This is a genomic window from Neorhizobium vignae (genome assembly GCF_000732195.1).
GTDB lineage: Bacteria > Pseudomonadota > Alphaproteobacteria > Rhizobiales > Rhizobiaceae > Neorhizobium > Neorhizobium vignae.
The window spans coordinates 228,722-250,983 of sequence record NZ_JNNU01000005.1; the positions used below are offsets into that span (position 1 = coordinate 228,722).

Sequence of the window (22,262 nt, forward strand, 5' to 3'; positions counted from 1 at the left end):
CTACAGACTCAAAGACTTGCAACCCGCTGTTTGGCCAACCAATGCGGCGAAAAACAGGTCCAGAAGATGATACGAGCCGGCTCGCGAGTCCAGCCGGCATATGTTTCAGCGCCAGAAACAATCGAGGCCCTGAAAATCCGGCCCCGAAAGCTCAGGCCCCAAAGGATCAGGCTTCGTAGCGGCGCAGCACGAGAGATGCGTTGGTGCCGCCGAAACCGAAGGAGTTCGACAGCGCGACGTTGATCTCGCGCTTGCGCGCCTTGTACGGCACGAGGTCGATCGCCGTCTCGACATCGGGATTGTCGAGGTTGAGCGTCGGCGGCGCGATGTTGTCGCGAATGGCGAGCGCCGAGAAGATCGCTTCGACCGCGCCGGCAGCCCCGAGAAGATGGCCGATCGCCGACTTGGTCGACGACATGGAGATCTTCGAAGCTGCGTTGCCGACCAGACGCTCGACCGCGCCGAGCTCGATCGTGTCGGCCATGGTCGAAGTGCCGTGGGCATTGATGTAGTCGAGGTCCGACGCCGAGAGACCCGCACGTTTCAGCGCCGCCGTCATGCAGCGGAACGCACCGTCGCCGTCTTCCGAAGGCGCGGTGATGTGGAATGCGTCGCCGGACATGCCGTAGCCGACCACTTCCGCATAGATCTTGGCGCCGCGGGCCTTGGCATGTTCCAGCTCTTCCAGAACCACGATGCCGGCGCCTTCGCCCATGACGAAACCGTCGCGGTCACGGTCATAGGGGCGCGAGGCCTTCTGCGGATCGTCGTTGTGCTGGGTCGAAAGCGCCTTGCAGGCGGCGAAACCGGCCAGCGAAATGCGGCAGATCGGCGATTCCGCACCGCCGGCGACCATCACCTCGGCATCGCCGAAGGCGATCATCCGGGCCGCGTCGCCGATCGCGTGCGCCCCGGTGGAACAGGCCGTGACGACGGCGTGGTTCGGACCGCGCAGCTTGTGGCGGATCGACACCTGCCCGGAGACGAGGTTGATCAGCCGGCCGGGAATGAAGAAGGGCGAGATGCGGCGCGGGCCCTTGTCGCGCAGCGTATAGCCTGCCTCGACAATGCCTTCGAGGCCGCCGATGCCCGAGCCGATCAGCACGCCGGTGGCGATCTGGTCCTCGTCGGTCTTCGGATGCCAGCCGGCATCTTCGAGCGCCATGTCGGCGGCGGCCACACCGTAGATGATGAAGGGATCGACCTTGCGCTGTTCCTTCGGCTCCATCCACTGGTCCACGTTGAACGTGCCATCGGAACCGTCGCCGACAGGAATACGGCAGGCGATCTTTGCGGGAAGGTCTTCGACCTCGAATTCAGTGACGACGCGAGCGGAGTTCTCGCCGGCCAGCAAGCGCGACCAGCTGATTTCCGTTCCGCATCCGAGAGGAGATACCATGCCGGTACCGGTGATAACGACCCGTCTCATCGCCAGTGCCCTACCCTATAATTTTTCTCGATTTTCAGGGCCCAAGCCCCAATTGCTGAAACGGCCCGAACAAGCGGGCCGTTTTCGGGATCTGCCTTGCGGCTCATCCCCACTATGTCGGGTTGATCAGGCCTGGGCCTTCTCGATGAACTTCACAGCGTCGCCGACGGTCAGGATGGAATCGGCAGCGTCGTCAGGGATTTCAACGCCGAATTCTTCCTCGAAAGCCATGACCAGTTCGACGGTGTCGAGCGAGTCCGCACCGAGGTCGTCGATGAAGCTTGCGCCTTCGACGACTTTGTCGGCGTCAACGCCGAGGTGGTCAATAACAATTTTCTTAACGCGTTCTGCGATATCGCTCATGTCGGTTTCCTCGACCTTTGTCTTTATCGAATGCCCGATCGGCATCCGCACCCTGTTAAAAACCTGCGACCGCCGCTTGTTCAGCGCCGATGCGGGCAAACCCGTTCTCCCCTTTTCAGGTTCCGATCCTATTGCACTCACGCAATATGACGGCCTGCATTTCAGGGTGACCATTCACAGTCATGGCCCGCTTAACATGGTTTCCGTGTTCAGCAAAGCCAGAATTTGTTCCATTGCACAGCCGCCAACAACCGATTGTAACGTGTTTTCTCGAAGGCGGCACTCAATCAGATCATCGCCATGCCGCCGTTGACATGCAGGGTCTGGCCGGTGACGTAACCCGCCTCGCTGGAGGCGAGATAAAGGACCGCAGACGCGATGTCCGATCCGGCGCCCATGCGCTTCATCGGAATGGCGCCGAGGATCGCTTCCTTCTGCTTGTCATTCAGCTTGCCGGTCATGGCGCTGTCGATGAAGCCCGGCGCGACGCAGTTGACCGTCACGTTGCGGGTGGCGATTTCCTGGGCGAGCGACTTCGAAAACCCGATCATGCCGGCCTTGGAGGCGCAGTAGTTGGTCTGGCCCGGATTGCCGGTGACGCCGACCACGGAGGTGATGTTGATGATGCGGCCGTAGCGGCGGCGCATCATCGGATGGGTGAGTTCGCGGGTCAGGCGGAAGACCGCCGTGAGGTTGACTTCGAGCACCGCATCCCAGTCATCGTCGCTCATGCGCACGAAGAGGCCGTCCTTGGTAATGCCGGCATTGTTGACGAGGATGTCGACGCCTTCGAGCTCGGCCTCGGCCTTTTCGCCGAGCGCCTTCACTTCGGCGCGGTCCGAGAGGTTGGCCGGAAAGATCTTGACCCGGTCGCCGAGTTCGGCGGCGAGTGCCTCGAGCTTCTCGACGCGCGTGCCGTGCAGGCCGACGGTGGCGCCCTGCTTATGGAGCATCCGGGCGATCTCTTCGCCGAGCCCGCCGGTTGCGCCCGTCACCAATGCCTTGCGGCCGGTCAAATCAAACATGATCGTGTTCCTTCGCGTGTCTTTGGTTTCAGCCGAGAATGGCTGCGAGCGCGGCTTCGATATCGGCCGGCGTGTTGACGGCAATGCCGGAGATATTCTTGTCGATGCGGCGGGCAAGACCGGTCAGCACTTTTCCCGAGCCGATCTCGTAGAGCGTGATGACGCCGTTGGCGCCGAACCATTCCACCGTCTCGCGCCAGCGCACCTGGCCCGTCACCTGGGTGACCAGCAGCCTGGCGATCTCGTCGGCATCGTAGACCGGCATGGCACGCACGTTTGCGACGACCGGCACGACCGGGTTGTTCTTCTCCACCTTGTCGAGCGCGTGGCGCATGGCGTCGGCCGCCGGCGCCATCAGGTCGCTGTGGAAGGGTGCGGAGACCGGCAGCATGATGGCGCGCTTGGCGCCCTTCTCGGTCGCAAGCGCCGCAGCCTTTTCGACCGCCGCCTTGGAGCCGGAGATGACCAGCTGGCCGCCGCCATTGTCGTTGGCGATCTGGCAGACGCCGGCATCGCGCGCTTCAGCGCAGATCGCATCGACGTCACCGTGTTCGAGACCGATGATCGCCGCCATGGCGCCCTGCCCGACCGGAACTGCCGACTGCATCGCGTCGCCGCGGATGCGCAGCAGCCGCGCCGTATCGGCGAGCGAGAAGGTGCCGGCGGCACACAGCGCCGAATATTCGCCGAGCGAATGGCCGGCGACGAACGCCACCTTGTCGGCGAGCTTCAGGCCTCGCGCTTCCATGACCCTGATCGCCGCGACAGAAACGGCCATCAGTGCCGGCTGCGCATTGGCGGTCAGCGTCAGGGTTTCTTCCGGCCCGTTCCACATAACGTCGGAGAGCTTCTGGCCGAGCGCCTCGTCGACTTCATCGAAGACGGCACGAGCTTCGGGAAAAGCCTCCGCCAGATCCTTGCCCATGCCGACAGCCTGGCTGCCCTGGCCGGGGAACGTGAATGCGATCGTGCTCATGGGGATGATTTCCTTCCCTTATGTTTTGCCCTCTCCATTCACATTCCGGCCCGGAGAGTCAAGGGCGGCGCGGTTTTCGGGGCCTTTTCCGGCCTCTTGTCCCCTTGCGCTTCGTCAAATCGCGCTTAGAGTGCCGCCGACTTTTTAAGGACGGGATCTGTTGGCATGAAATACAGGAAACTTGGGCGCACGGACCTCTCCGTGTCGGAAATCTGCCTCGGCACGATGACCTGGGGCACCCAGAATTCGGAAACCGAAGCCCATGAACAGATGGACTACGCGTTCGAGAACGGCATCAACTTCTTCGACACCGCCGAACTCTATCCGACCACGCCGGTCACTCCCGCCACCTATGGCCGCACCGAGGAATATATCGGCACGTGGCTGAAGAAGAACGCGGCCAAGCGCAAGGACCTCGTCCTCGCCACGAAGATCGCAGGCAGCGGCCGCCCGCATATCCGCGAGGGCCGCGAGATCGAAGCGGCCACCATCCGCCAGGCAGTCGATGCCAGTCTCAAGCGCCTGCAGACCGATTATCTCGACCTCTACCAGATCCACTGGCCGAACCGAGGCACCTTCCATTTCCGCAATTCCTGGACCTTCGACGTTTCGAAGCAGGATCGCGACAAGGCCGCCGCAGAAATCGCCGAAATCCTCGAAACGCTCGGCGAGCTGGTGAAGGACGGCAAGCTGCGCGCTGTCGGCCTTTCCAATGAAAGCGCCTGGGGCGCGATGAAATATCTCCGCCTGTCGGAGAAGAAGGCCCTGCCGCGCATCGCCTCGCTGCAGAACGAATACAATCTCCTCTATCGCCACTTCGATCTCGACCTCGCAGAAGTCGCCCATCACGAGGATGTCGGGCTGATGGCCTATTCGCCGCTCGCCGCCGGCCTCCTCACGGGCAAGTACCAGAACGGCGCGAGGCCGGAAGGGTCGCGGGCGACGATCAACACGGATCTCGGCGGCCGCCTGACGCCCTATCAGGAGCCGGCGGTGAAGGCCTATATCGGGGTCGCCGAAAAGCACGGCCTCGACCTCGCCCAGATGGCACTCGCCTTCTGCCTGTCGCGCCCCTTCATGGCCGCAGCCATCATCGGCGCGACGTCGATGGCCCAGCTGAAGCACGACATGGCGGCTGCCGACCTGACACTCTCGGACGAGGTGTTTGCGGATATCGCCGAGGTTCATCGGCAGTGGCCGATGCCGCTGTAAGATCGCGGCATCACATCAGGGAGCGCAGCCATGTCACGAGCCGGAACGACTTAGATCGGGCATAAGGCGAGCATCGCTCCCTGGCTTGACCGGCATTTCCGCTCGTCGCTGGCCGAATACCAGAAATCGCTCTTGAGCGTCGTGCTGACGCTTGCAACCATGCCCGGCTGAACGGACCTAAAGACCCCACGGAATTGCAATCCAGGGATGAAGAAATAACATATCTTGCAACCCGGATTAAGACTTTCTTAACGCTCCTCCCACACTTTCGATCGCAATCTTACAGGCGATCACATTCGAGGATCTCGGTCGCCTCCTGCCATTCTCGACTTGGGAGAACGAGCATGCTCAGCGCCGTATCGTCTTTGAGCGCCGCCTATTCGGGCAGCTCCGCGCTGCTGCTTCTCCAATCCGTATCGATGGGTCAGACCGGCACCGACGGCTCATCCTATACCGCCTCCGCGGGTCTGGCCCTCACGTCCAACCACACCGCCAGCGCGGCGGTCGACCTCTTGATCCGCATCATCATGGATGCCCAGGGCAAGAGTCAGGTCGAGATCGATGCCGAGGGCGGGATGGCGACGGCCAAGACCGGCGATGGCGACGACACGATCCAAATCCGCGCCGGAGCCGCCTATGGCGTATCGAGCGGCGGCGGCAACGACCTCATTGACATCGTGGCGACGAATACCGAATTCAAAAAACCCAGTGATCTCTACTCGGCGGTGGACAACGTCGACAGTGGCGACGGCAACGATCAGGTCCTGATCGACGCCCAGGGGCCAGTCACCCGCGTCTATGGCGGTGCCGGCGACGACATTGTGACGATTTCCGGCACGGGCGGCGGCTCCGGATACTACAATCCGATGAACCAGGGTGTAGACAATATCTACGGCGGAGCCGGCAACGATACGCTGGAACTCGTCAGTTCCGCGGGCATCGGCCGGATCGGCGGCGGCGACGGCAATGATATCGTCGACATCAAGGCCGGCGGCTGGGTCAGCAATGTCGATGGTGACGCCGGCAATGATATCATCGACATCAAGGCCAACGGGAGGGCTGACGGGATCCACGGCGGCGACGGCAACGACACGATCACCGCGCAGGCAAAAGACATGTCAGTTCTCGACGGAGGCGCCGGTGACGACATGATCGTCGTCAATGCCTCCCATGCGAGCGACATCGATGGCGGTGACGGCAACGATACGATCATCGTCACGACAGAAGGCTTCCTCAGAAATATTTCGGGCGGCAAGGGCGATGACCATGTCGTGCTCGACAACAAGGGCCGGACTGAGGCCAGCTACTATTTCAGCGCCGGCGATGGCCGCGATGTGATCGTCACCAAGGGCCCGCTCGAAATCAACGGCTTCAGCGAGGACGGCACCCGGCGGCTCGACATGAGCAAGGCCAGCATCACCGTGGACGGCGACACCATGACGATCGGCTTTGCCGGCACCACGGACAGCATCACCGTGAAGCTCGGCGGGCGGATGGCCGATGCCGGCAACATCCATCTGGTCTACAGGCCGGAAACACAGTCGCTGCTGATTGCCGACGACCGGTATATTGCGGAGAACACGCCAGCCCCGCCGGTCTTCGACCGGAGTGAAGACAATCACGTCGGCTCCTTCCACCGGTAAGGTTACGTCCGCTGGCGGAGGCCTTTCGGCATGATGCGGCAACGCCTCCTCCCGGCTTAATCGGGCAATAGTCCGCCGTTGCGAAAACCGCTCCTTTTTCTTTACGAAGCGCTTACCGCGCAAAGCGATGCCGCTGTCTCGCGGCCCTCAGCTTCTATAAGCTGTTCTCAATCAATGTCCGGTATGATGGCGGCATGTGAAAGACGGGACTTGCGGCCTCTGACGGGCCGCGTGCCGGAGGACAGAGCCATCACCAGCATCACCAACGCCTTCTACCGGAACTCCAATGCGGCGAGCTACGCATCGCTGCTGTTTTCCGGTCCGTCCGTTTCGGCAAGCCACACATCCGGCAATGCCCAGGGTTTCACTTCGGGCAGCGCGGGCGGCATCGAGCCCGACACGCAGGGGCCGGCGCAGCGGGCGCTTGCGCGGATCGTCGAGATCCTCGCACTCGGCAAGGCCGACGATACGTCCGAGGTGAACGTCAGCGAGAGCCTCGGCTACATTACCCACGCTTCCGGCAGCGAAGGCGACGATAGCCTGACGATGACCGGCCGTGCCGTCTACAATGTCGATAGCGGTGCCGGCGACGATACGTTGAAGATCAAGACAGCTTCCGTCTCCGGTGTCGAGGCCGGCGACGGCGCCGACAAGATCGAGGCAAAGGCCACCCTCTTGCGCGCCATAAACGGCGGCGCCGGCAAGGACGACATCCGGCTTGCGGGCAAGCTGGCGATGGAGATTTCGGGCGGCGACGGTGCCGACAGCATCCGGATCTCGGCCGAGACGATGACCGGCATCGATGGCGGCGACGGCGACGATACGCTCTACCTCGAAGGACGCCGCATCTTTGCCTCGGGCGGCGCAGGCAATGACACCGTTACCATCCACCAGACCGGCAAACCGTCCGGCCAGGGCGTCGTCGAATACACGTTCGGCAAGAATGGCGGCGAGGATACGATTGCCACCGACGGCCCGATCTCGCTGCGGTTCGACGGCTATTTCGAGAAGGATGTCGGCATTTCCGTCAAGGACAATGTGCTGACCGCCTCGTTCAAGGGCTCCGAAGACAAGATCACCGTGACGCTCGACGGCAAGGCGCTGAAGAATGGTGCCCTCACCTATGGTTTCGCTTTCGAAAAGGGACAGACGGTCCTCAAGATCGGCTGATCCAACCCGCCAAGCAAAAGCATGCCCTCCCGGGACATGATCGGGGATATCGCCGGTTCTCCCGGCGATATCCCCGATGGTTATCATTCCGTCGGCGGTGCCGCGGGCTCGACGACGGGCTCGGGAACCGGTACCGGCGTCGGCCGGAACGGCGCCGCGTCGACCGGCAGGCCCGAGAGGCGGATGATGGTCGGCAGCCCCCATTTGCGGCCATTGACCTGTTCATCGGCATTGAGGCCGGGCTTGCCGGCGGCGATCAGGTCCGCCTCGACGCTGTCGAGCAGCTCGTCCTTGTCGGGCGTCCATCCGGGCTCCAGATTGAAGAACGACAGTGGATCGCCCTTCAGGAGACCTGCGAACGTCGCCGCGACGATGATCGAGCCGAGCGTTCCCAGGCGATCGCCGGCGCCGCCGACGGTCAGCGTCGAGCCTTCGACCTGAGCGTCGAATTCGGCCTCCTTCAGAATATAATACCAGAGGGCTTCCCGCTCGGTTTCGGCGATATTGATGATCGGGATGTCCAAAAGCTTGGCGATCTCGATGGCCGACGGCAGTTGCATCCTGACGCCGCGCACCAGATTGCGGGCCGCAAGCACGTTGAGGATCCTGGTGTTGTCACCCGGCTTGTCGGGATCCTCCGGCAGTTCACGCAGCGCATTCGCCAGCACGCTGTCGAATTTTCGGGCCACCTGCGGGAATGTCGGCCGAACGGAGGACGACATCCTGAGGAACCAGTCCCACTGCACGACCCGGTCCGCGTGCAGCGCGCGAAACCCTCGCAGATCCTCGGCATTGAACTTGAAGGTCGGCGTGAAGACGCCGACGCCCTTGGCGAAATTCGTCTGGTAGCCGTTGCGGACCAGCGAATGCCCGAACCGGTAGGCGGCGACCGAAAACTCCAGCGGCATGAACGGATTGTTCTTCCAGTCATAGACATCTTCGTAGCCGAGCTCCCAGGAGGTTCGCCCGTTGCCGGCGTCGCGGTCCTTGCGAAGCGCCCGCTTGTGGACGGAGGGATCGCAGATGCGGGCCATGTAGTCATGCCAGATAATCCACTGGTAGAGACGCCGCAGCGTCTTCCGTGCCGCCTCGAAAGCCCTCCTGGACGGCATGCCCTTCTTGATCGCCGCCTTGACGAGCGTGTTATGGGCCAAGAGGAAAGCCAGGTGCAGCTGAGCGACAATGGCGTTCTCGTCATTGCGCGGGTCGCCGATCAGAGCGGTATCCTGGCCTGCGGCGCGCGGCAGATCCTTGAACGCCGTGCCCGCGATCTCCCCGATCCGAAAACAGCCCGGCGCAGCCTTGTCGTAGAGATAGGGCTGCGCATCCGGCCCCTGCCCGTAGATGCAATCGAGATCGAGCCGCGGCGTCCGGAAGTTATGAAGCCGGTTCGGATCGAGTTCCGCCTCGCTGAGCGGCGTCGTGTCCAGCGTCAGGTCATGGTCGATGAACTGACCGAAATAGACGTAACCGGACGGAAGTTTGGAGTCGCCCGCAGGCGGCGCCGTCGTATCGACCATCTTGGTCGCGACGAAATTCATGAAATAGGCTTCAAGTGCCGCAGCACTACCTATCCCTGCACCTGTAAAACCGGTTGTATCCGGCTCCCAGCCTGGAAGTTCTGGAAACAACCGCCCGAAACCCCCTTGGTAAAATCGAGAACGTGGTGCGGTTACTTCAAAGTTCTTCTCTCCATGATGCATGACAAATTCCCCTCCACTTTGACTGAATACCCTCCAGCACTTTTCCCGCGGCGGACTATACTCCAATTACTCGAATTTTCAACCTGCATACCTGTTAACTCTACCTTAAGTATAATTTAGGCGCCGCTAATTGATTACATTCCAGGAACCACCCTTGCCTTCTCTCCAAAAATCCGTATAAGCGCGCTGTTCGCAACACCCGGTCTTCTGGCTGGTGGCTGAACGGAGGGCAGGCTTCCTCGAAAAGGACGCCGCAGGGACCACAGGGTCCAAGCCTCCCGTGTCTCCGCTCTCGACCGTCTCGATACAACACTTTTCTTGCCTGGGGTTTCCCCGTTCAGGAGCAGTCGTTGAGGCTTAGCCGCCGAGGTCCGGGTAGACAACCGCAAGAAAAGGCAAAGCTTACATGGCTCTTTACGAACACGTATTCCTTGCCCGGCAGGATATGTCCGCTCAGCAGGTTGATGCCCTCGTCGAACAGTACAAGGGCGTCATCGAAGCTAACGGCGGCAAAGTCGGGCGCATTGAAAACTGGGGCCTCAAGTCCCTCACCTACCGCATCAGCAAGAACCGCAAGGCTCATTACGCCCTGATGGACATCGACGCACCGGCTCCGGCCGTGCACGAGATGGAACGCCAGATGCGCATCAACGAAGACATTCTTCGCTACATGACGATCGCCGTCGAGAAGCATGAAGAAGGTCCGTCGGCGATGATGCAGAAGCGCGACCGTGACGACCGCCCGCGCCGTGATGGCGACGACCGTGGTCCGCGCCGCGAATTTGGCGACCGCCCGCCGCGCCGCGAAGGCGGCTTCGGCGACCGTCCGGACCGTGGTCCGCGTGAAGGCGGCTTCGAGCGCCGTCCGCGCGAAGACCGTGCGTAATAGAGGCTAAGGAGAAAAGACCATGGCTGACGTATCATCATCCTCCTCCCAGGCACGCCGTCCGTTCCATCGCCGCCGCAAGACCTGCCCGTTCTCGGGTGCCAATGCGCCGAAGATCGACTACAAGGACGTACGCCTCCTGCAGCGCTACATTTCCGAGCGCGGCAAGATCGTTCCGTCGCGCATCACGGCCGTTTCCCAGAAGAAGCAGCGCGAACTCGCCCAGGCGATCAAGCGCGCCCGCTTCCTCGGCCTGCTGCCCTACGTCGTAGCGTAATTCAGAACACCGGACCCGCTGATCAAAAGTCAGCGGGTTCATCCCTTCCGCGATGGGCGCGGATCGGAACCTCCCAAACCCCATGTTGGGGATGAAGCGCCTGAGAGATCGATTCAGGACTTGTCCCCTAACTGCTTCAAAAAGCAGGACAGCGAGACCGTGACGAACAAGATTCAGACAGTGCTCCCGACCGGCATTCTTGCCGGCATTGCCGCCACCCTGCTCGTGCTGGGTGCGAATGCGCAGCTGTCGTTTGCGTCCGTGCTCTACGCCGCCTCCTCGCTGCCGATCTTCATTGCCGGCCTCGGCTGGGGCAATCGCGCCGCCGCGATCGGCATCGTGACCGCCGGCATCCTCGGCGCCATCCTCGTCTCGCCGATGTTCGCCGTCGCGATGGCGGTATTCACGCTGATCCCGGCGGGCTGGCTTTCGCATCTCGCCAACCTCGCGCGTCCCGCCTCCGAACTCGGCGGCCCGGACAACCTGATGGCCTGGTACCCGATCTCAGATATCCTCCTGCATCTCTGCGGCCTGGTGACGCTCGCCGTCATCGCGCTCGGGGTCGCAATCGGCTACGGCCCGGAGCTCACGGACCGGATGGTCGACGCGATGATCGCGGCTCTGCAGGCCCAGGAACCAGCCTTCACGCCGGAACCGGCGGGCTTGGCGCAGACCAAGTCGCTGCTGGTGCTGATGCTGCCGCTCGTCCAGGGCGGCGTCTGGGTGACACTGCTGTTTGCCGCCTTCTACATCGCCGTGCGCATCGTGTCGCGCTCCGGCCGGGCGCTGCGTCCGCGCGAGGACATGCCGTCGGCACTGCGGATGAACCGGCACGCGATCTTCATCTTCCTCGGCGGCATCGTGCTCGCATTCCTGGGTGGCGTTCCGGCGATGATCGGCGCGACGATCTGCGGCACGTTCGGCGCCGGCTTCCTGATGGCCGGTTTCGCCTCCCTGCATTTCCGCAGCCTTGGCAAGGACTGGCGCATCCCAGCCCTCGTGCTCTGCTACCTCTCTTCAATGCTCGTCCTGCCGGCGATCGCGATCCTCATCCTGGGGCTTTCCGATACGAGGCGGACGATCGCGCTCACTCCGCTCAAGACCGGCGCGAGCCCCGACAACAAGACCACCGAAAACAAGAACTGAAAAAACAAGAACTGACTGATCGAAAGGAAATACAACCATGCAAGTCATTCTGCTTGAACGCGTACCGAAGCTTGGCCAGATGGGCGAAACCGTCAAGGTTCGCGACGGCTTTGCCCGTAACTACCTCCTGCCGCTCGGCAAGGCTCTCCGCTCCAACGAAGCCAACAAGAAGCGCTTCGAATCCGAGCGCGCCACGCTTGAAGCACGCAACCTCGAGCGCAAGGGCGAAGCCGCCAAGGTCGCCGAAGTTCTCGACGGCAAGTCCTTCATCGTCGTGCGCGCCGCCGGCGAAACCGGCCAGCTCTACGGCTCCGTCGCTGCCCGCGACATCGTCGAGGCGCTCGCTGCCGAAGGCTTCACCATCGGCCGCAACCAGGTCGACCTCAACACGCCGATCAAGGAAATCGGCCTGCACAAGGTCTCGCTGCACCTGCATGCGGAAGTCGAAGTTTCGATCGAACTGAACGTTGCCCGCTCGGCTGAAGAAGCCAGCCGCCAGTCCCAGGGCGAAAGCCTCACCTCCGCCGACGCCATCTACGGCGTCGACGAAGATGCGCTCCGTCCGGAAGACTTCTTCGATCCGGAAGCCGACGGCGCCGGCGACGACGAATAAGCGTCGTTCCAAAGACTGTTCAAAGAGCGCCCGGGCCGACAAGGCCTGGGCGTTTTTTTGTCTATTTTCAGCGTGTAGGATGAAGCCTCGCGCCAACGATTCGCCGATTGCCACAGTCAAACGGATTCGTGCCGTTTTCCGTAATTTTGTAAGCAGCCTGTGAATCACTGTGTGTAGCGAACTGAATCATTTCAGGACGCCTCGCAACCCGTTAGAACCGACGGCTTGGCAGCAGGACAGGACGGACAAAAGACCATGAACGACGCAGTACGCAAGCTTGCCAATATCCAGCCGGCAGAGCCGCATTACCGCGAAGCCCCGAACAATATCGAGGCCGAACAGGCGCTTCTCGGCGCAATCCTGGTCAATAACGACGCCTATTACCGCGTCTCCGACTTTCTGAAGCCCGTCCATCTCTACGAGCCGCTGCACCGCAAGATCTTCGAGGTCGCCGGCGACATCATCCGCATGGGCAAGACCGCCAATCCGGTGACGATCAAGACCTTCCTGCCCGCCGACGACAAGGTCGGCGATCTGACGGTGGCGCAATATCTCGCGCGCCTCGCCTCCGAAGCCGTGTCGATCATCAACGCGGAAGACTACGGCCGGGCGATCTACGACCTGGCCCTGCGCCGCGCGCTGATCACCATCGGCGAGGACATGGTGAACATCGCCTTCGACGCGCCGCTCGACATGCCGCCGCAGACGCAGATCGAGGATACCGAACGCCGGCTGTTCGAGCTCGCCGAAAACGGCCGCTACGACGGCGGCTTCCAGTCGTTCAACGATGCGGTGGCGCTTGCCATCGACATGGCCGGCCAGGCCTTCGAGCGCGACGGGCACCTGTCCGGCATCTCGACCGGCATCATGTCGCTCGACAGCAAGATGGGCGGGTTGCAGCGCTCCGACTTGATCGTGCTTGCGGGACGCCCCGGCATGGGCAAGACCTCGCTTGCCACCAACATCGCCTACAATATCGCGGCCTCCTACGAGCCGGAAGTGCAGCCGGACGGTTCGTTCAAGGCCAAGAATGGCGGCGTCGTCGGCTTCTATTCGCTCGAAATGTCGGCCGAACAGCTCGCCACCCGTATCATTTCCGAGCAGACGGAAGTCTCCTCGTCAAAGATCCGCCGCGGCGACATTACCGAGGCGGATTTCGAAAAGCTCGTCGCCTGCAGCCAGATGATGCAGAAGGTGCCGCTGTTCATCGACCAGACCGGCGGTATCTCGATCGCTCAGCTTTCCGCACGCGCCCGCCGCCTGAAGCGCCAGCGCGGCCTCGACTGCCTGGTGGTCGACTATATCCAGCTGATGACCGGGTCGGGCAAATCCGGCGAGAACCGCGTCCAGGAAATCACCCAGATCACCACCGGCCTGAAGGCGCTCGGCAAGGAACTGAACGTGCCGATCATCGCACTGTCGCAGCTGTCCCGCCAGGTGGAAAGCCGCGACGACAAACGCCCGCAGCTTTCCGACCTTCGCGAATCGGGCTCGATCGAACAGGACGCCGACGTGGTGCTCTTCGTGTTCCGCGAGGAATATTACGTCAAGAACATGGAACCCCGCGACATCGCCGACCCGAAATATCCCGAATGGGAAGTGCTGATGGACAAGGTCAAGGGCACGGCGGACGTGATCATCGCCAAGCAGCGCCACGGACCGACCGGAACCGTCAAGCTCGCCTTCCAGTCGGAATACACCCGATTCGCCGATTTGGCCGACCCGAGCTTCACGCAGTACGAAGAGCATTGATCGGTCTGATTTGACAGAGCACCTTCATGTTGGCATTGTCGCCAACATGAAGGCGGAATTGCTTTACCGCTCCAAGAATGTCCTGTCGGATGGCGCTATCGTCGAGATGGTCATCTGGAAGCTTCCGCATCCCGTAGCCGGGAGCCGGCACGACTACAAATATCGCCTGTTCTACGGTTATGAAGGACAGCGGGTTGTCGGCTACGATAACGAAAGAGGCAAGGGTGACCACAGGCATATAAAGGGCCACGAGGAAGCATACGAATTCTCAACAGTTGACAAGCTGATCGCCGATTTTCTCGGGGATGTGCACATAAGGAGGCAACGCGGCCGATGACGACAGCCACGATCCGAATTCAACGAGACGATGAGACCGTGCTTCAGAATGCCGCCGGAGGGTTTCTCGCCGCGTGGAAAACCGGAAAAACTCAAGATCACGTCTTCAGCTTCTCCTCACCCGAACAGCTTTTCACCGTTCTCGCTCCCAAACGCTGGACTTTGATCGAGACACTGCAAGGCCTCGGCCCCTCGACCTACCGGGCTCTGGCCGCCGCACTTTCCCGCGACGTGAAGCGGGTGCACGAGGACACGGCGGTCCTGATCGAATGGGGACTCGTCGAGGTGAACGAGGATGGTCGGATCTACGTGCCCTACGACGTCATTCATGCGGATTTCGATCTGCGCAGCGTCGCCTGACGTGTAGCCCCCCAAAAGATTGTGCAGCGCGAAAGATTTTGCGGGCGTGGTCTTTTTCCTGCCTTCGAAACCGGTAGGATTGCTGCAACCATCCTCATGCCTACGAGCCGACATGACCGATTTCGACAGCGAGCTTTCCTATCCCGACGATTTCGATATCGCGCCGGTCCGGCTGACAGTCGATCTGGGTGCGCTTGGTGACAACTGGCGGGAGATGGCGCGGCGCTCGGGAGCGGCGCGGGCAGCGGCCGTCGTCAAGGCCGATGCCTATGGCCTCGGGCTGGAGGATTGCGGCACCGCGCTTTACGAGGCCGGAGCCCGGGATTTCTTCGTGGCGGTGGTGCAGGAAGGCGTAACGCTGCGCGCCTATGCGCCGGATGCCCGCATCTATGTTCTCTCCGGCATCTGGCCCGGCCAGGAGCCGATGTTCTTCGAACACGATCTGGTGCCGGTTCTCGTCTCGGAAGAACAGCTTGCCTTCTGGATGTCGGTGATGGCGGAATACGGTGACCACCCCTGCGCGCTGCAGGTCGATACCGGCTTCAACCGGCTCGGCCTGCCGCTCGAGGACGCGATCGCCTTTGCCGACGACGTGTCGCGGCCGGCGAGTTTTTCGCCGGTCCTGGTACTCTCGCACCTTCACAGCGGCGATACGCCCTCCTCGCCCCTCAACCAGAAACAGCTTTCGGCTTTCCGGAGGGTCGCGGAGGCTTTCGAAGGCATCGAGACCAGCCTTTCGGCTTCCGCCGGGATCTTTCTGGGGCCGGACTATCATTTCGATCTCACCCGTCCCGGCATCGCGCTTTATGGCGGCGAGGCGGTCGTCGGGGTGCCGAACCCGATGAAGCCGGTCGCCAAGGCGGAAGCGCGCATCATCCAGATCCGCGACGGGAAAAAGGGCGAGACGGTAAGCTACGGCGGAACCTATCAGCTTTCCCGCGACAGCCGGCTGGCGATCGTGTCTGCGGGTTATGCGGACGGCTACAGCCGGGCGCTCTCCGGCTCCGGCGTGCCGCTGCGCCAGACGGTCGCCCATGGCGGTTTCGGCTTCGTCGCCGGCCGCAAGGTGCCGGTGATCGGCCGCATCACCATGGACCTGACGATCTTCGACGTTACCGACATCCCGGCATCGGAGATCCAGGCCGGCGACTATGTCGAACTGTTCGGGCCGAACGTCGCTCTCGACGACGTCGCCCGCGCCGCCGGCACGATCGGCTACGAGCTGCTCACCAGCCTCGGCCTGCGTTATGAGCGCAGGTATATCGAAACCGAATAGCTGCCTCCCTCCTTGCCATCCGCCGCATTTTCGGACTAGAGAATAATGGTTCCGCTTTTGTTCACGGTGGAATTTGTGAATATCGAAGGCGGCAACTGATCCCATGGCAAAAGCAAAGACCCAATTCGTGTGCCAGAACTGCGGCACGGTGCATAACCGCTGGGCCGGCAAGTGTGACGGCTGCGGCGAGTGGAACACCATTATCGAAGACGACATGATGGGCGGCATCGGCGGAGGCCCCGGCAAGGTGCCGAAGAAGGGCCGCGCCGTGGCGCTCACCACGCTGTCGGGCGAAACCGAGGAAGCGCCGCGCATCTTCACCGGCATTTCCGAGCTGGACCGGGCGACCGGCGGCGGTTTCGTGCGCGGTTCGGCGGTGCTGGTTGGCGGCGATCCGGGCATCGGCAAGTCGACGCTGCTGATGCAGGCGGCCGCCGCCCTCTCCCGCCGCGGCCACCGGATCATCTACGTCTCGGGCGAAGAGGCGGTGGCGCAGGTGCGGCTGCGCGCCCAGCGGCTGGATGCGGCCGATACCGAGGTGCTGCTCGCCGCCGAAACCAATGTCGAGGACATCCTCGCCACGATCGGCGAAGGCAAGCGCCCGGACCTCGTGATCATCGACTCGATCCAGACGCTGTGGAGCGATACCGCCGATTCGGCGCCGGGCACCGTCACCCAGGTGCGCACCGGCGTGCAGGCAATGATCCGGTTTGCCAAGCAGACCGGGGCCGCCATGGTCCTTGTCGGCCACGTCACCAAGGAAGGCCAGATCGCCGGCCCGCGCGTCGTCGAGCACATGGTCGATGCGGTCCTCTATTTCGAAGGCGACCGCGGCCACCACTACCGCATCCTGCGCACCGTCAAGAACCGATTTGGGCCGACCGACGAGATCGGCGTCTTCGAAATGTCCGACAAGGGGCTTCGCGAAGTCACCAATCCGTCCGAACTCTTCCTCGGCGAGCGCAACTCGAAATCGCCAGGCGCCGCCGTCTTTGCCGGCATGGAGGGTACGCGGCCGGTTCTGGTCGAGGTGCAGGCGCTGGTGGCGCCCACCTCGCTCGGCACGCCGCGGCGCGCCGTGGTCGGCTGGGATTCGTCGCGCCTGTCGATGATTCTCGCGGTGCTGGAGGCCCATTGCGGCGTCAAGCTCGGACAGCACGACGTATATCTCAACGTCGCGGGCGGTTACCGCATCACCGAGCCCGCGGCCGACCTTGCGGTCGCTTCCGCACTGGTATCCTCGCTGGCCGGTCTTGCCCTGCCGGCCGATTGCGTCTATTTCGGCGAAATCAGCCTCTCGGGCGCGGTGCGGCCGGTTTCGCAGACTGCGCAACGCCTTAAGGAAGCTGAGAAACTTGGTTTTGCAGGAGCGATGCTGCCGGCCACGTCCGCAGAGGTGCCGAAGGGTGCGAACGGACGCTGGGTGACGATCGAGGACCTGCCGGACCTGGTGTCACGCATCGCCGGTTCTGCTTCTAAGCTGAGGCAAACGCCGGAAGATGATTGATCTTCCGTTAACAAGCCCGCTGATGTATGACGGCTGCGGTAAGGCGGGGCGCCGGGCTAAAGCCGGCAAGTCTTGAAGTCGGCAAGTCTGGAGTAGATCATTTATGCCCATCACGATTTTCGACGGTATTGTCATCGGTGTGACGCTGTTTTCCGCCGTGCTCGCCATGGTTCGCGGTTTTTCGCGAGAGGTGCTGTCGATCGCAAGCTGGGCGGGCTCGGTTGCCGCAGCCTATTACCTCTACCCGCTGGTTCTGCCCTACGTGAAGCCCCACGTCAGTGACGAGCGCATCGCGATCGCCGCATCCGCCGGCGCCATCTTCATCATCGCGCTGATCATCATCTCGTTCATCACCACACGGATCGCCGATTTCATCATCGACAGCCGCATCGGCGCGCTCGACCGGACGCTGGGTTTCCTGTTCGGCGCCGCCCGCGGCATCCTGCTGCTCGTCGTGGCCGTCGCGTTCTGGAACTGGCTGGTGATCCCCAGCGCCCAGCCGACCTGGGTGACGCAGGCGAAATCGAAGCCGTTCCTCGACACGCTCGTCGCCCGCCTCGAAGCCGTGCTGCCCGCCGATATCGAGCCGCAGATCCGCGCCCGCATCCTCGGCCGCGGAGCAGCGCCGACCGATGGCGCTCCGGCTCAGGATCAACCGGCGGCAGACGACGCGCCTGCGACAAATAATTGACGCGATCTTGCGCTTGATGCAGCGCAAAACGTCACCATTTGTGGTATCATTCGCATTCAAGTAAAAAACAGGCTGGTTTCCGGGGAGGTTCTCCCCGGCCGGCCTTTCCATTTTTCCGACAGGGACAGGTTGTCCAAAGGGATAAGGGGCCAAGATGAATCAGGCGGTTTCCGAGACGTTCGCCGAAGACAGCGTCAACGAGTGGGATGGCGATACGCTGCATGAAGAATGCGGCGTGTTCGGCATTCTCGGCCATCCCGAGGCTGCGACGCTGACGGCGCTCGGGCTGCATGCCCTGCAGCATCGCGGTCAGGAAGCGGCCGGCATCGTCTCCTTCGACGGATTGCGCTTCCATTCGGAACGCCGCATGGGCCTCGTCGGCGACCATTATACCGATCCCGTCACTCTTGCCCGCCTGCCCGGCAATATCGCGATCGGCCACAACCGCTATTCGACCACCGGCGAAGTGGCGCTGCGCAACGTCCAGCCGCTGTTTGCCGAACTCGAAGTCGGCGGCATCGCAGTTGCCCATAACGGCAATTTCACCAATGGCCTGACCCTGCGCCGGCAATTGATCGCCGGCGGCGCCATCTGTCAGTCGACCTCCGATACCGAAGTCGTCCTGCATCTCATCGCCCGCTCCCGCTATTCGTCGACAGCCGACCGGTTCATCGACGCGATCCGGCAGATGGAAGGCGGCTATTCGATGCTCGCCGTCACCCGCACCAAGCTGATCGCCGCACGCGACCCCACCGGCATCCGGCCGTTGGTCATGGGCGAACTCGACGGCAAGCCGATCTTCGCGTCGGAAACCTGCGCGCTCGACATCATCGGCGCCAAGTTCATCCGCGACGTGGAGAATGGCGAAGTCATCATCTGCGAGATCCAGCCGGACGGTTCGATCTCGATCGACGCCCGCAAGGCCGGCAACGGCCAGGCCGAACGGCTCTGCCTGTTCGAATACGTCTATTTCGCCCGCCCCGATTCCGTCGTCGGCGGTCGCAGCGTCTATGTGGCGCGCAAGAACATGGGCATCAACCTCGCCAAGGAAGCCCCGATCGACGCCGATGTCGTGGTGCCGGTTCCGGATGGCGGCACGCCGGCTGCGCTCGGTTATGCGCAGGAAAGCGGTATCCCGTTCGAATACGGCATCATCCGCAACCATTATGTCGGCCGTACCTTCATCGAGCCGACCCAGCAGATCCGTGCCTTCGGCGTCAAGCTCAAGCATTCCGCCAACCGGGCGATGATCGAGGGCAAGCGCGTCGTGCTGGTCGACGATTCGGTGGTACGTGGCACCACCTCGCTGAAGATCGTGCGGATGATCCGCGATGCCGGCGCCAAGGAAGTGCATCTGCGCGTCGCCAGCCCGATGATCTATTATCCGGACTTCTATGGCATCGACACGCCGGACCGCGACAAGCTGCTCGCCAACCAGTACGACAGCCTGGAAGCCATGTGCCAGTATATCGGCGCCGACTCGCTCGCATTCCTGTCGCTCAACGGCCTCTATCGCGCCGTCGGCGGCGAAGACCGCAACAACGCCCGCCCGCAGTTCACCGACCATTATTTCACCGGCGACTACCCCACCCGCCTACTCGACAAGGACGGCGAGACGATGGGCCGCAAGGTTTCGGTACTGGCCAGCAACGGGTGAGGTGAGCTTCTTCCCTGAAGCTGAAATGGAACGTCGAGCCATATCGGGAGCCGTGAAAAGGCTCCCGCGCGCAAGGACTTGCGCGCACCGGATCGCTGTGACAAGCACAGGGACAACGGAGATCGAGGCAGGACTCGTGCAAAAAGCAGCAGTCGCCTCCTCCTCCAACATCCATCGGCGACTGTAACGACCGTTGCGCGCATTGCTTTTTGAGGGCGGAAATTCATGACAATCGATCTGAAGGGCAGGATCGCGCTGGTGACTGGCGCATCGCGGGGCATCGGCTATTTCACGGCGTTGGCACTCGCGAAGGCCGGCGCGCATGTGATCGCCACCGCGCGCACCGTCGGCGGTCTCGAGGATCTCGATGACGCGATCAAGGCGGCCGGCGGCACCGCCACGCTGGTTCCCTTCGACATCACCGACATGGCAGCGATCGACAAGCTCGGCGCCTCGATCTTCGAGCGCTGGGGCAAGCTCGACATCCTCGTGGCGAATGCCGGCATTCTCGGCGTCATCTCACCGCTCGGCCATATCGAGGCAAAGGTGTTCGAAAAGGTGATGCTGACCAATGTCACCGCCACCTGGCGGCTGATCCGCTCGGTCGAGCCGCTGCTGACCAAATCCGATGCCGGCCGCGCGCTGATCCTGTCGTCCGGCGTCGCCTCCAAGGCGCCGGCTTTCTGGGGCGCCTATTCGATCTCCAAGGCGGCGGTCGAGAACATGGCCCGCATCTGGGCTGCGGAGACCGCCCACACGCCGCTCAAGGTCAACATCGTCAATCCCGGCGCCACCCGCACCGCCATGCGCGCCCAGGCCATGCCCGGCGAAGACCCGGAAACCCTGCCGCATCCGTCGGAGGTCGCCGAAAAAATCCTGTTCCTCGCCTCCCCCGATCTTCAGGATACCGGCCGCCTGTTCGTGGTGCGCGATAACAAGTTCGTGGATTTCCGCGCGCCAGAATAGAAGCGACCCCTTGCCGCATGGGCGCACTTGGATTTGACATTGGTCAATTCTGGAGGTCGATAGGAAACGCCCCAGAACGGCCACCGCAATGCAAGGACGTCCATGCAACCGCACCTTACCGAAGAGCAAAGAGAACAGGCGACAGCAACCGCCAATCTGGTCGCCGCAGCGATGGCCCGCCTTCACCGCGAGCATGGCGAAGCGGCCGTCATGGAAGCGATGCGGCTGATCAGTTCCGCCATGACCGACGACGCGCGGCGCAAGTCCATCGCCCAGGCCCTGCTCGACAACAGCAATCCACCGACCGAGAAAGGTCGCTGACGCGGCGGCATCCGTCAGAAGCAGCGGAAAGATCCTCCTCCCTGCCCGCCTGGAGCCTGCCGCCGCCGTCTGGGAACCTGGCGATCAGCTTTGTTTATCACGGCAGCAGCTTCGGCAATCGCCCATATCGGCCAATGCCGACATCCGCCAACCCTGCCTCCTCCTCCGAATTGCCGTGACCTCTACCCCATGGATAAGAATCGATTTCCCGTTATGCTGCGGGTCCTACGATAGGGCGCAGGAACTTCATATTTCAGGAGAAATCGGATGAGAAACATCGCTTTCTATTTCTTCGGCGCCGCCGTGCTCTGTGTCACCGTTGGCATGTTCTGGGGTATCCAGATGGCCATCTCCGGCGATCATCTGATGGCGCCGGCGCATGCGCACCTGAACCTGGTCGGCTGGACGACGATGGGGCTTTTCGGCCTCTATTACACCGTGACGCCATCGGCTGCCGACACCCTGCTGTCGAAGGTCCATCTCGGCTTTGCGGTTCTCGGCGTGCTCTGTATCGTGCCGGGCATCGCGATGGCGGTGTCCGCGGGCGGCGAGGCGCTTGCCGCGATCGGCTCGATCCTCACCGTCGTGTCAATGCTGATCTTTCTGTTCACCGTCGCCCGGAACGGCATCGGCCGCAAGACGGCGTAGGGCCGGCTATGGGCATCCCGCGCGGGTCAAGCCCACTTGACCAAACGGCTTGCCCGCGCCATAACCACCTCCATGAAAACGGCGATTTCCATTTGTGGGATCATTATCCGCTAGCGTTCGCGCTGGCCCGGCCGTTTTCGTCTCTCGAAAAGCCTTGAAGACAAACGACCCGGCCGGAGCCGGATGCTTTCGTGTTTCGTGAACGCGAGAGCATCCGCCTCCTAGTTGATAGTGGGAGCGGGATGTCGTCCGAAAACCGCGTACACTTTTCGGCATCCCGCTCGGCCGGATGCTCGCCGTGCGAG

22 protein-coding genes are annotated in these 22,262 nt (G+C 62.4%); 17 read left to right on the forward strand and 5 right to left on the reverse strand.

All coding sequences use genetic code 11. The features are described 5' to 3' along the window. Nucleotides 1-166: 166 nt before the first annotated feature. The 4 genes from fabF to fabD all read right to left on the reverse strand — a co-directional run bounded on the left by fabF (nt 167) and on the right by fabD (nt 3,793). On the reverse strand, nt 167-1,429 hold the full coding sequence (gene fabF, locus GQ59_RS10230; RefSeq protein WP_037080774.1) for a beta-ketoacyl-ACP synthase II: 1,263 nt from the start codon (nt 1,427-1,429) through the stop codon (nt 167-169). A gap of 126 nt (nt 1,430-1,555) precedes the next feature. Then, nucleotides 1,556-1,792, reverse strand: coding sequence for an acyl carrier protein (locus GQ59_RS10235; protein WP_003502080.1), 237 nt, complete (start codon nt 1,790-1,792; stop codon nt 1,556-1,558). A 287-nt stretch (nt 1,793-2,079) separates the two neighbouring features. Continuing rightward, nucleotides 2,080-2,817: a 3-oxoacyl-[acyl-carrier-protein] reductase gene (gene fabG / locus GQ59_RS10240; protein ID WP_037080776.1), complete on the reverse strand. Its 738-nt coding sequence runs from the start codon at nt 2,815-2,817 to the stop codon at nt 2,080-2,082. Nucleotides 2,818-2,845: 28 nt separating this feature from the next. Continuing rightward, nucleotides 2,846-3,793: an ACP S-malonyltransferase gene (gene fabD / locus GQ59_RS10245; protein ID WP_037080778.1), complete on the reverse strand. Its 948-nt coding sequence runs from the start codon at nt 3,791-3,793 to the stop codon at nt 2,846-2,848. Nucleotides 3,794-3,958: 165 nt separating this feature from the next. Here fabD and GQ59_RS10250 point away from each other — a divergent pair, with 165 nt between their 5' ends. The 3 genes from GQ59_RS10250 (at nt 3,959) to GQ59_RS10260 (ending at nt 7,818) form a co-directional block, all read left to right on the forward strand. Next, nucleotides 3,959-5,005, forward strand: a complete 1,047-nt coding sequence (locus GQ59_RS10250) for an aldo/keto reductase (protein ID WP_037080780.1) — start codon at nt 3,959-3,961, stop codon at nt 5,003-5,005. A 344-nt stretch (nt 5,006-5,349) separates the two neighbouring features. Next, nucleotides 5,350-6,648, forward strand: a complete 1,299-nt coding sequence (locus GQ59_RS10255; RefSeq protein WP_037080782.1) for an autotransporter outer membrane beta-barrel domain-containing protein — start codon at nt 5,350-5,352, stop codon at nt 6,646-6,648. A gap of 210 nt (nt 6,649-6,858) precedes the next feature. Beyond that, nucleotides 6,859-7,818, forward strand: a complete 960-nt coding sequence (locus GQ59_RS10260; protein WP_244447944.1) for an RTX toxin — start codon at nt 6,859-6,861, stop codon at nt 7,816-7,818. An 83-nt stretch (nt 7,819-7,901) separates the two neighbouring features. On the opposite strand, the gene GQ59_RS10265 is transcribed toward GQ59_RS10260, so the two are convergent. Continuing rightward, entirely contained in the window at nt 7,902-9,359 is a 1,458-nt protein-coding gene (locus tag GQ59_RS10265; protein ID WP_051903893.1) for a peroxidase family protein, read from the reverse strand. A gap of 568 nt (nt 9,360-9,927) precedes the next feature. On the opposite strand from GQ59_RS10265, the gene rpsF reads away from it, so the two are divergent. From rpsF to GQ59_RS10335, 14 genes are all read left to right on the forward strand, one after another. Beyond that, nucleotides 9,928-10,407 (forward strand): 30S ribosomal protein S6, encoded by a 480-nt coding sequence (gene rpsF / locus GQ59_RS10270; RefSeq protein ID WP_037080787.1) that lies wholly within the window; start codon nt 9,928-9,930, stop codon nt 10,405-10,407. Between the two features lie 22 nt (nt 10,408-10,429). Then, nucleotides 10,430-10,684, forward strand: a complete 255-nt coding sequence (rpsR, locus tag GQ59_RS10275) for a 30S ribosomal protein S18 (protein ID WP_007771634.1) — start codon at nt 10,430-10,432, stop codon at nt 10,682-10,684. A gap of 159 nt (nt 10,685-10,843) precedes the next feature. After that, complete coding sequence (locus GQ59_RS10280) at nt 10,844-11,830, forward strand: hypothetical protein (protein ID WP_037080791.1); 987 nt, start codon at nt 10,844-10,846, stop codon at nt 11,828-11,830. Nucleotides 11,831-11,867: 37 nt separating this feature from the next. Continuing rightward, entirely contained in the window at nt 11,868-12,443 is a 576-nt protein-coding gene (gene rplI, locus GQ59_RS10285; protein ID WP_037080794.1) for a 50S ribosomal protein L9, read from the forward strand. A 255-nt stretch (nt 12,444-12,698) separates the two neighbouring features. Beyond that, entirely contained in the window at nt 12,699-14,195 is a 1,497-nt protein-coding gene (locus GQ59_RS10290; protein WP_037080796.1) for a replicative DNA helicase, read from the forward strand. Between the two features lie 46 nt (nt 14,196-14,241). Continuing rightward, nucleotides 14,242-14,532: a toxin-antitoxin system TumE family protein gene (locus GQ59_RS10295; RefSeq protein ID WP_037081138.1), complete on the forward strand. Its 291-nt coding sequence runs from the start codon at nt 14,242-14,244 to the stop codon at nt 14,530-14,532. Beyond that, a complete protein-coding gene (locus GQ59_RS10300) occupies nt 14,529-14,891 on the forward strand; it encodes an HVO_A0114 family putative DNA-binding protein (RefSeq protein ID WP_037080798.1) in 363 nt (120 codons plus the stop codon). The genes GQ59_RS10295 and GQ59_RS10300 overlap by 4 nt, the downstream gene beginning before the upstream one ends. Nucleotides 14,892-15,003: 112 nt before the next feature. Then, complete coding sequence (gene alr / locus GQ59_RS10305) at nt 15,004-16,167, forward strand: alanine racemase (RefSeq protein ID WP_037080800.1); 1,164 nt, start codon at nt 15,004-15,006, stop codon at nt 16,165-16,167. Between the two features lie 103 nt (nt 16,168-16,270). Further along, nucleotides 16,271-17,674: a DNA repair protein RadA gene (gene radA / locus GQ59_RS10310; RefSeq protein WP_037080803.1), complete on the forward strand. Its 1,404-nt coding sequence runs from the start codon at nt 16,271-16,273 to the stop codon at nt 17,672-17,674. 103 nt (nt 17,675-17,777) lie between these two features. Next, a complete protein-coding gene (locus GQ59_RS10315; RefSeq protein ID WP_037080806.1) occupies nt 17,778-18,365 on the forward strand; it encodes a CvpA family protein in 588 nt (195 codons plus the stop codon). Between the two features lie 154 nt (nt 18,366-18,519). Further along, nucleotides 18,520-20,022, forward strand: a complete 1,503-nt coding sequence (gene purF / locus GQ59_RS10320) for an amidophosphoribosyltransferase (RefSeq protein WP_037080808.1) — start codon at nt 18,520-18,522, stop codon at nt 20,020-20,022. A 225-nt stretch (nt 20,023-20,247) separates the two neighbouring features. Then, complete coding sequence (locus GQ59_RS10325; protein ID WP_037080810.1) at nt 20,248-20,988, forward strand: SDR family NAD(P)-dependent oxidoreductase; 741 nt, start codon at nt 20,248-20,250, stop codon at nt 20,986-20,988. A 102-nt stretch (nt 20,989-21,090) separates the two neighbouring features. After that, nucleotides 21,091-21,309, forward strand: coding sequence for a hypothetical protein (locus GQ59_RS10330; protein WP_037080813.1), 219 nt, complete (start codon nt 21,091-21,093; stop codon nt 21,307-21,309). A 267-nt stretch (nt 21,310-21,576) separates the two neighbouring features. After that, nucleotides 21,577-21,957, forward strand: coding sequence for a hypothetical protein (locus tag GQ59_RS10335; RefSeq protein WP_037080815.1), 381 nt, complete (start codon nt 21,577-21,579; stop codon nt 21,955-21,957). The last annotated feature ends 305 nt before the right edge of the window (nt 21,958-22,262 follow it).

Coding starts and splice junctions, on each gene's coding strand:
- GQ59_RS10290 (WP_037080796.1), top strand. CDS start 12,699: ATGAACGACGCAGTACGCAAGCTTGCCAATATCCAGCCGGCAGAGCCG.
- GQ59_RS10295 (WP_037081138.1), top strand. CDS start 14,242: ATGAAGGCGGAATTGCTTTACCGCTCCAAGAATGTCCTGTCGGATGGC.
- GQ59_RS10315 (WP_037080806.1), top strand. CDS start 17,778: ATGCCCATCACGATTTTCGACGGTATTGTCATCGGTGTGACGCTGTTT.
- GQ59_RS10300 (WP_037080798.1), top strand. CDS start 14,529: ATGACGACAGCCACGATCCGAATTCAACGAGACGATGAGACCGTGCTT.
- rpsF (WP_037080787.1), top strand. CDS start 9,928: ATGGCTCTTTACGAACACGTATTCCTTGCCCGGCAGGATATGTCCGCT.
- rpsR (WP_007771634.1), top strand. CDS start 10,430: ATGGCTGACGTATCATCATCCTCCTCCCAGGCACGCCGTCCGTTCCAT.
- purF (WP_037080808.1), top strand. CDS start 18,520: ATGAATCAGGCGGTTTCCGAGACGTTCGCCGAAGACAGCGTCAACGAG.
- GQ59_RS10265 (WP_051903893.1), bottom strand. CDS start 9,359: ATGAATTTCGTCGCGACCAAGATGGTCGATACGACGGCGCCGCCTGCG.
- GQ59_RS10255 (WP_037080782.1), top strand. CDS start 5,350: ATGCTCAGCGCCGTATCGTCTTTGAGCGCCGCCTATTCGGGCAGCTCC.
- radA (WP_037080803.1), top strand. CDS start 16,271: ATGGCAAAAGCAAAGACCCAATTCGTGTGCCAGAACTGCGGCACGGTG.
- fabD (WP_037080778.1), bottom strand. CDS start 3,793: ATGAGCACGATCGCATTCACGTTCCCCGGCCAGGGCAGCCAGGCTGTC.
- GQ59_RS10235 (WP_003502080.1), bottom strand. CDS start 1,792: ATGAGCGATATCGCAGAACGCGTTAAGAAAATTGTTATTGACCACCTC.
- GQ59_RS10250 (WP_037080780.1), top strand. CDS start 3,959: ATGAAATACAGGAAACTTGGGCGCACGGACCTCTCCGTGTCGGAAATC.
- GQ59_RS10335 (WP_037080815.1), top strand. CDS start 21,577: ATGAGAAACATCGCTTTCTATTTCTTCGGCGCCGCCGTGCTCTGTGTC.
- fabG (WP_037080776.1), bottom strand. CDS start 2,817: ATGTTTGATTTGACCGGCCGCAAGGCATTGGTGACGGGCGCAACCGGC.
- alr (WP_037080800.1), top strand. CDS start 15,004: ATGACCGATTTCGACAGCGAGCTTTCCTATCCCGACGATTTCGATATC.
- fabF (WP_037080774.1), bottom strand. CDS start 1,429: ATGAGACGGGTCGTTATCACCGGTACCGGCATGGTATCTCCTCTCGGA.
- GQ59_RS10330 (WP_037080813.1), top strand. CDS start 21,091: ATGCAACCGCACCTTACCGAAGAGCAAAGAGAACAGGCGACAGCAACC.
- GQ59_RS10325 (WP_037080810.1), top strand. CDS start 20,248: ATGACAATCGATCTGAAGGGCAGGATCGCGCTGGTGACTGGCGCATCG.
- rplI (WP_037080794.1), top strand. CDS start 11,868: ATGCAAGTCATTCTGCTTGAACGCGTACCGAAGCTTGGCCAGATGGGC.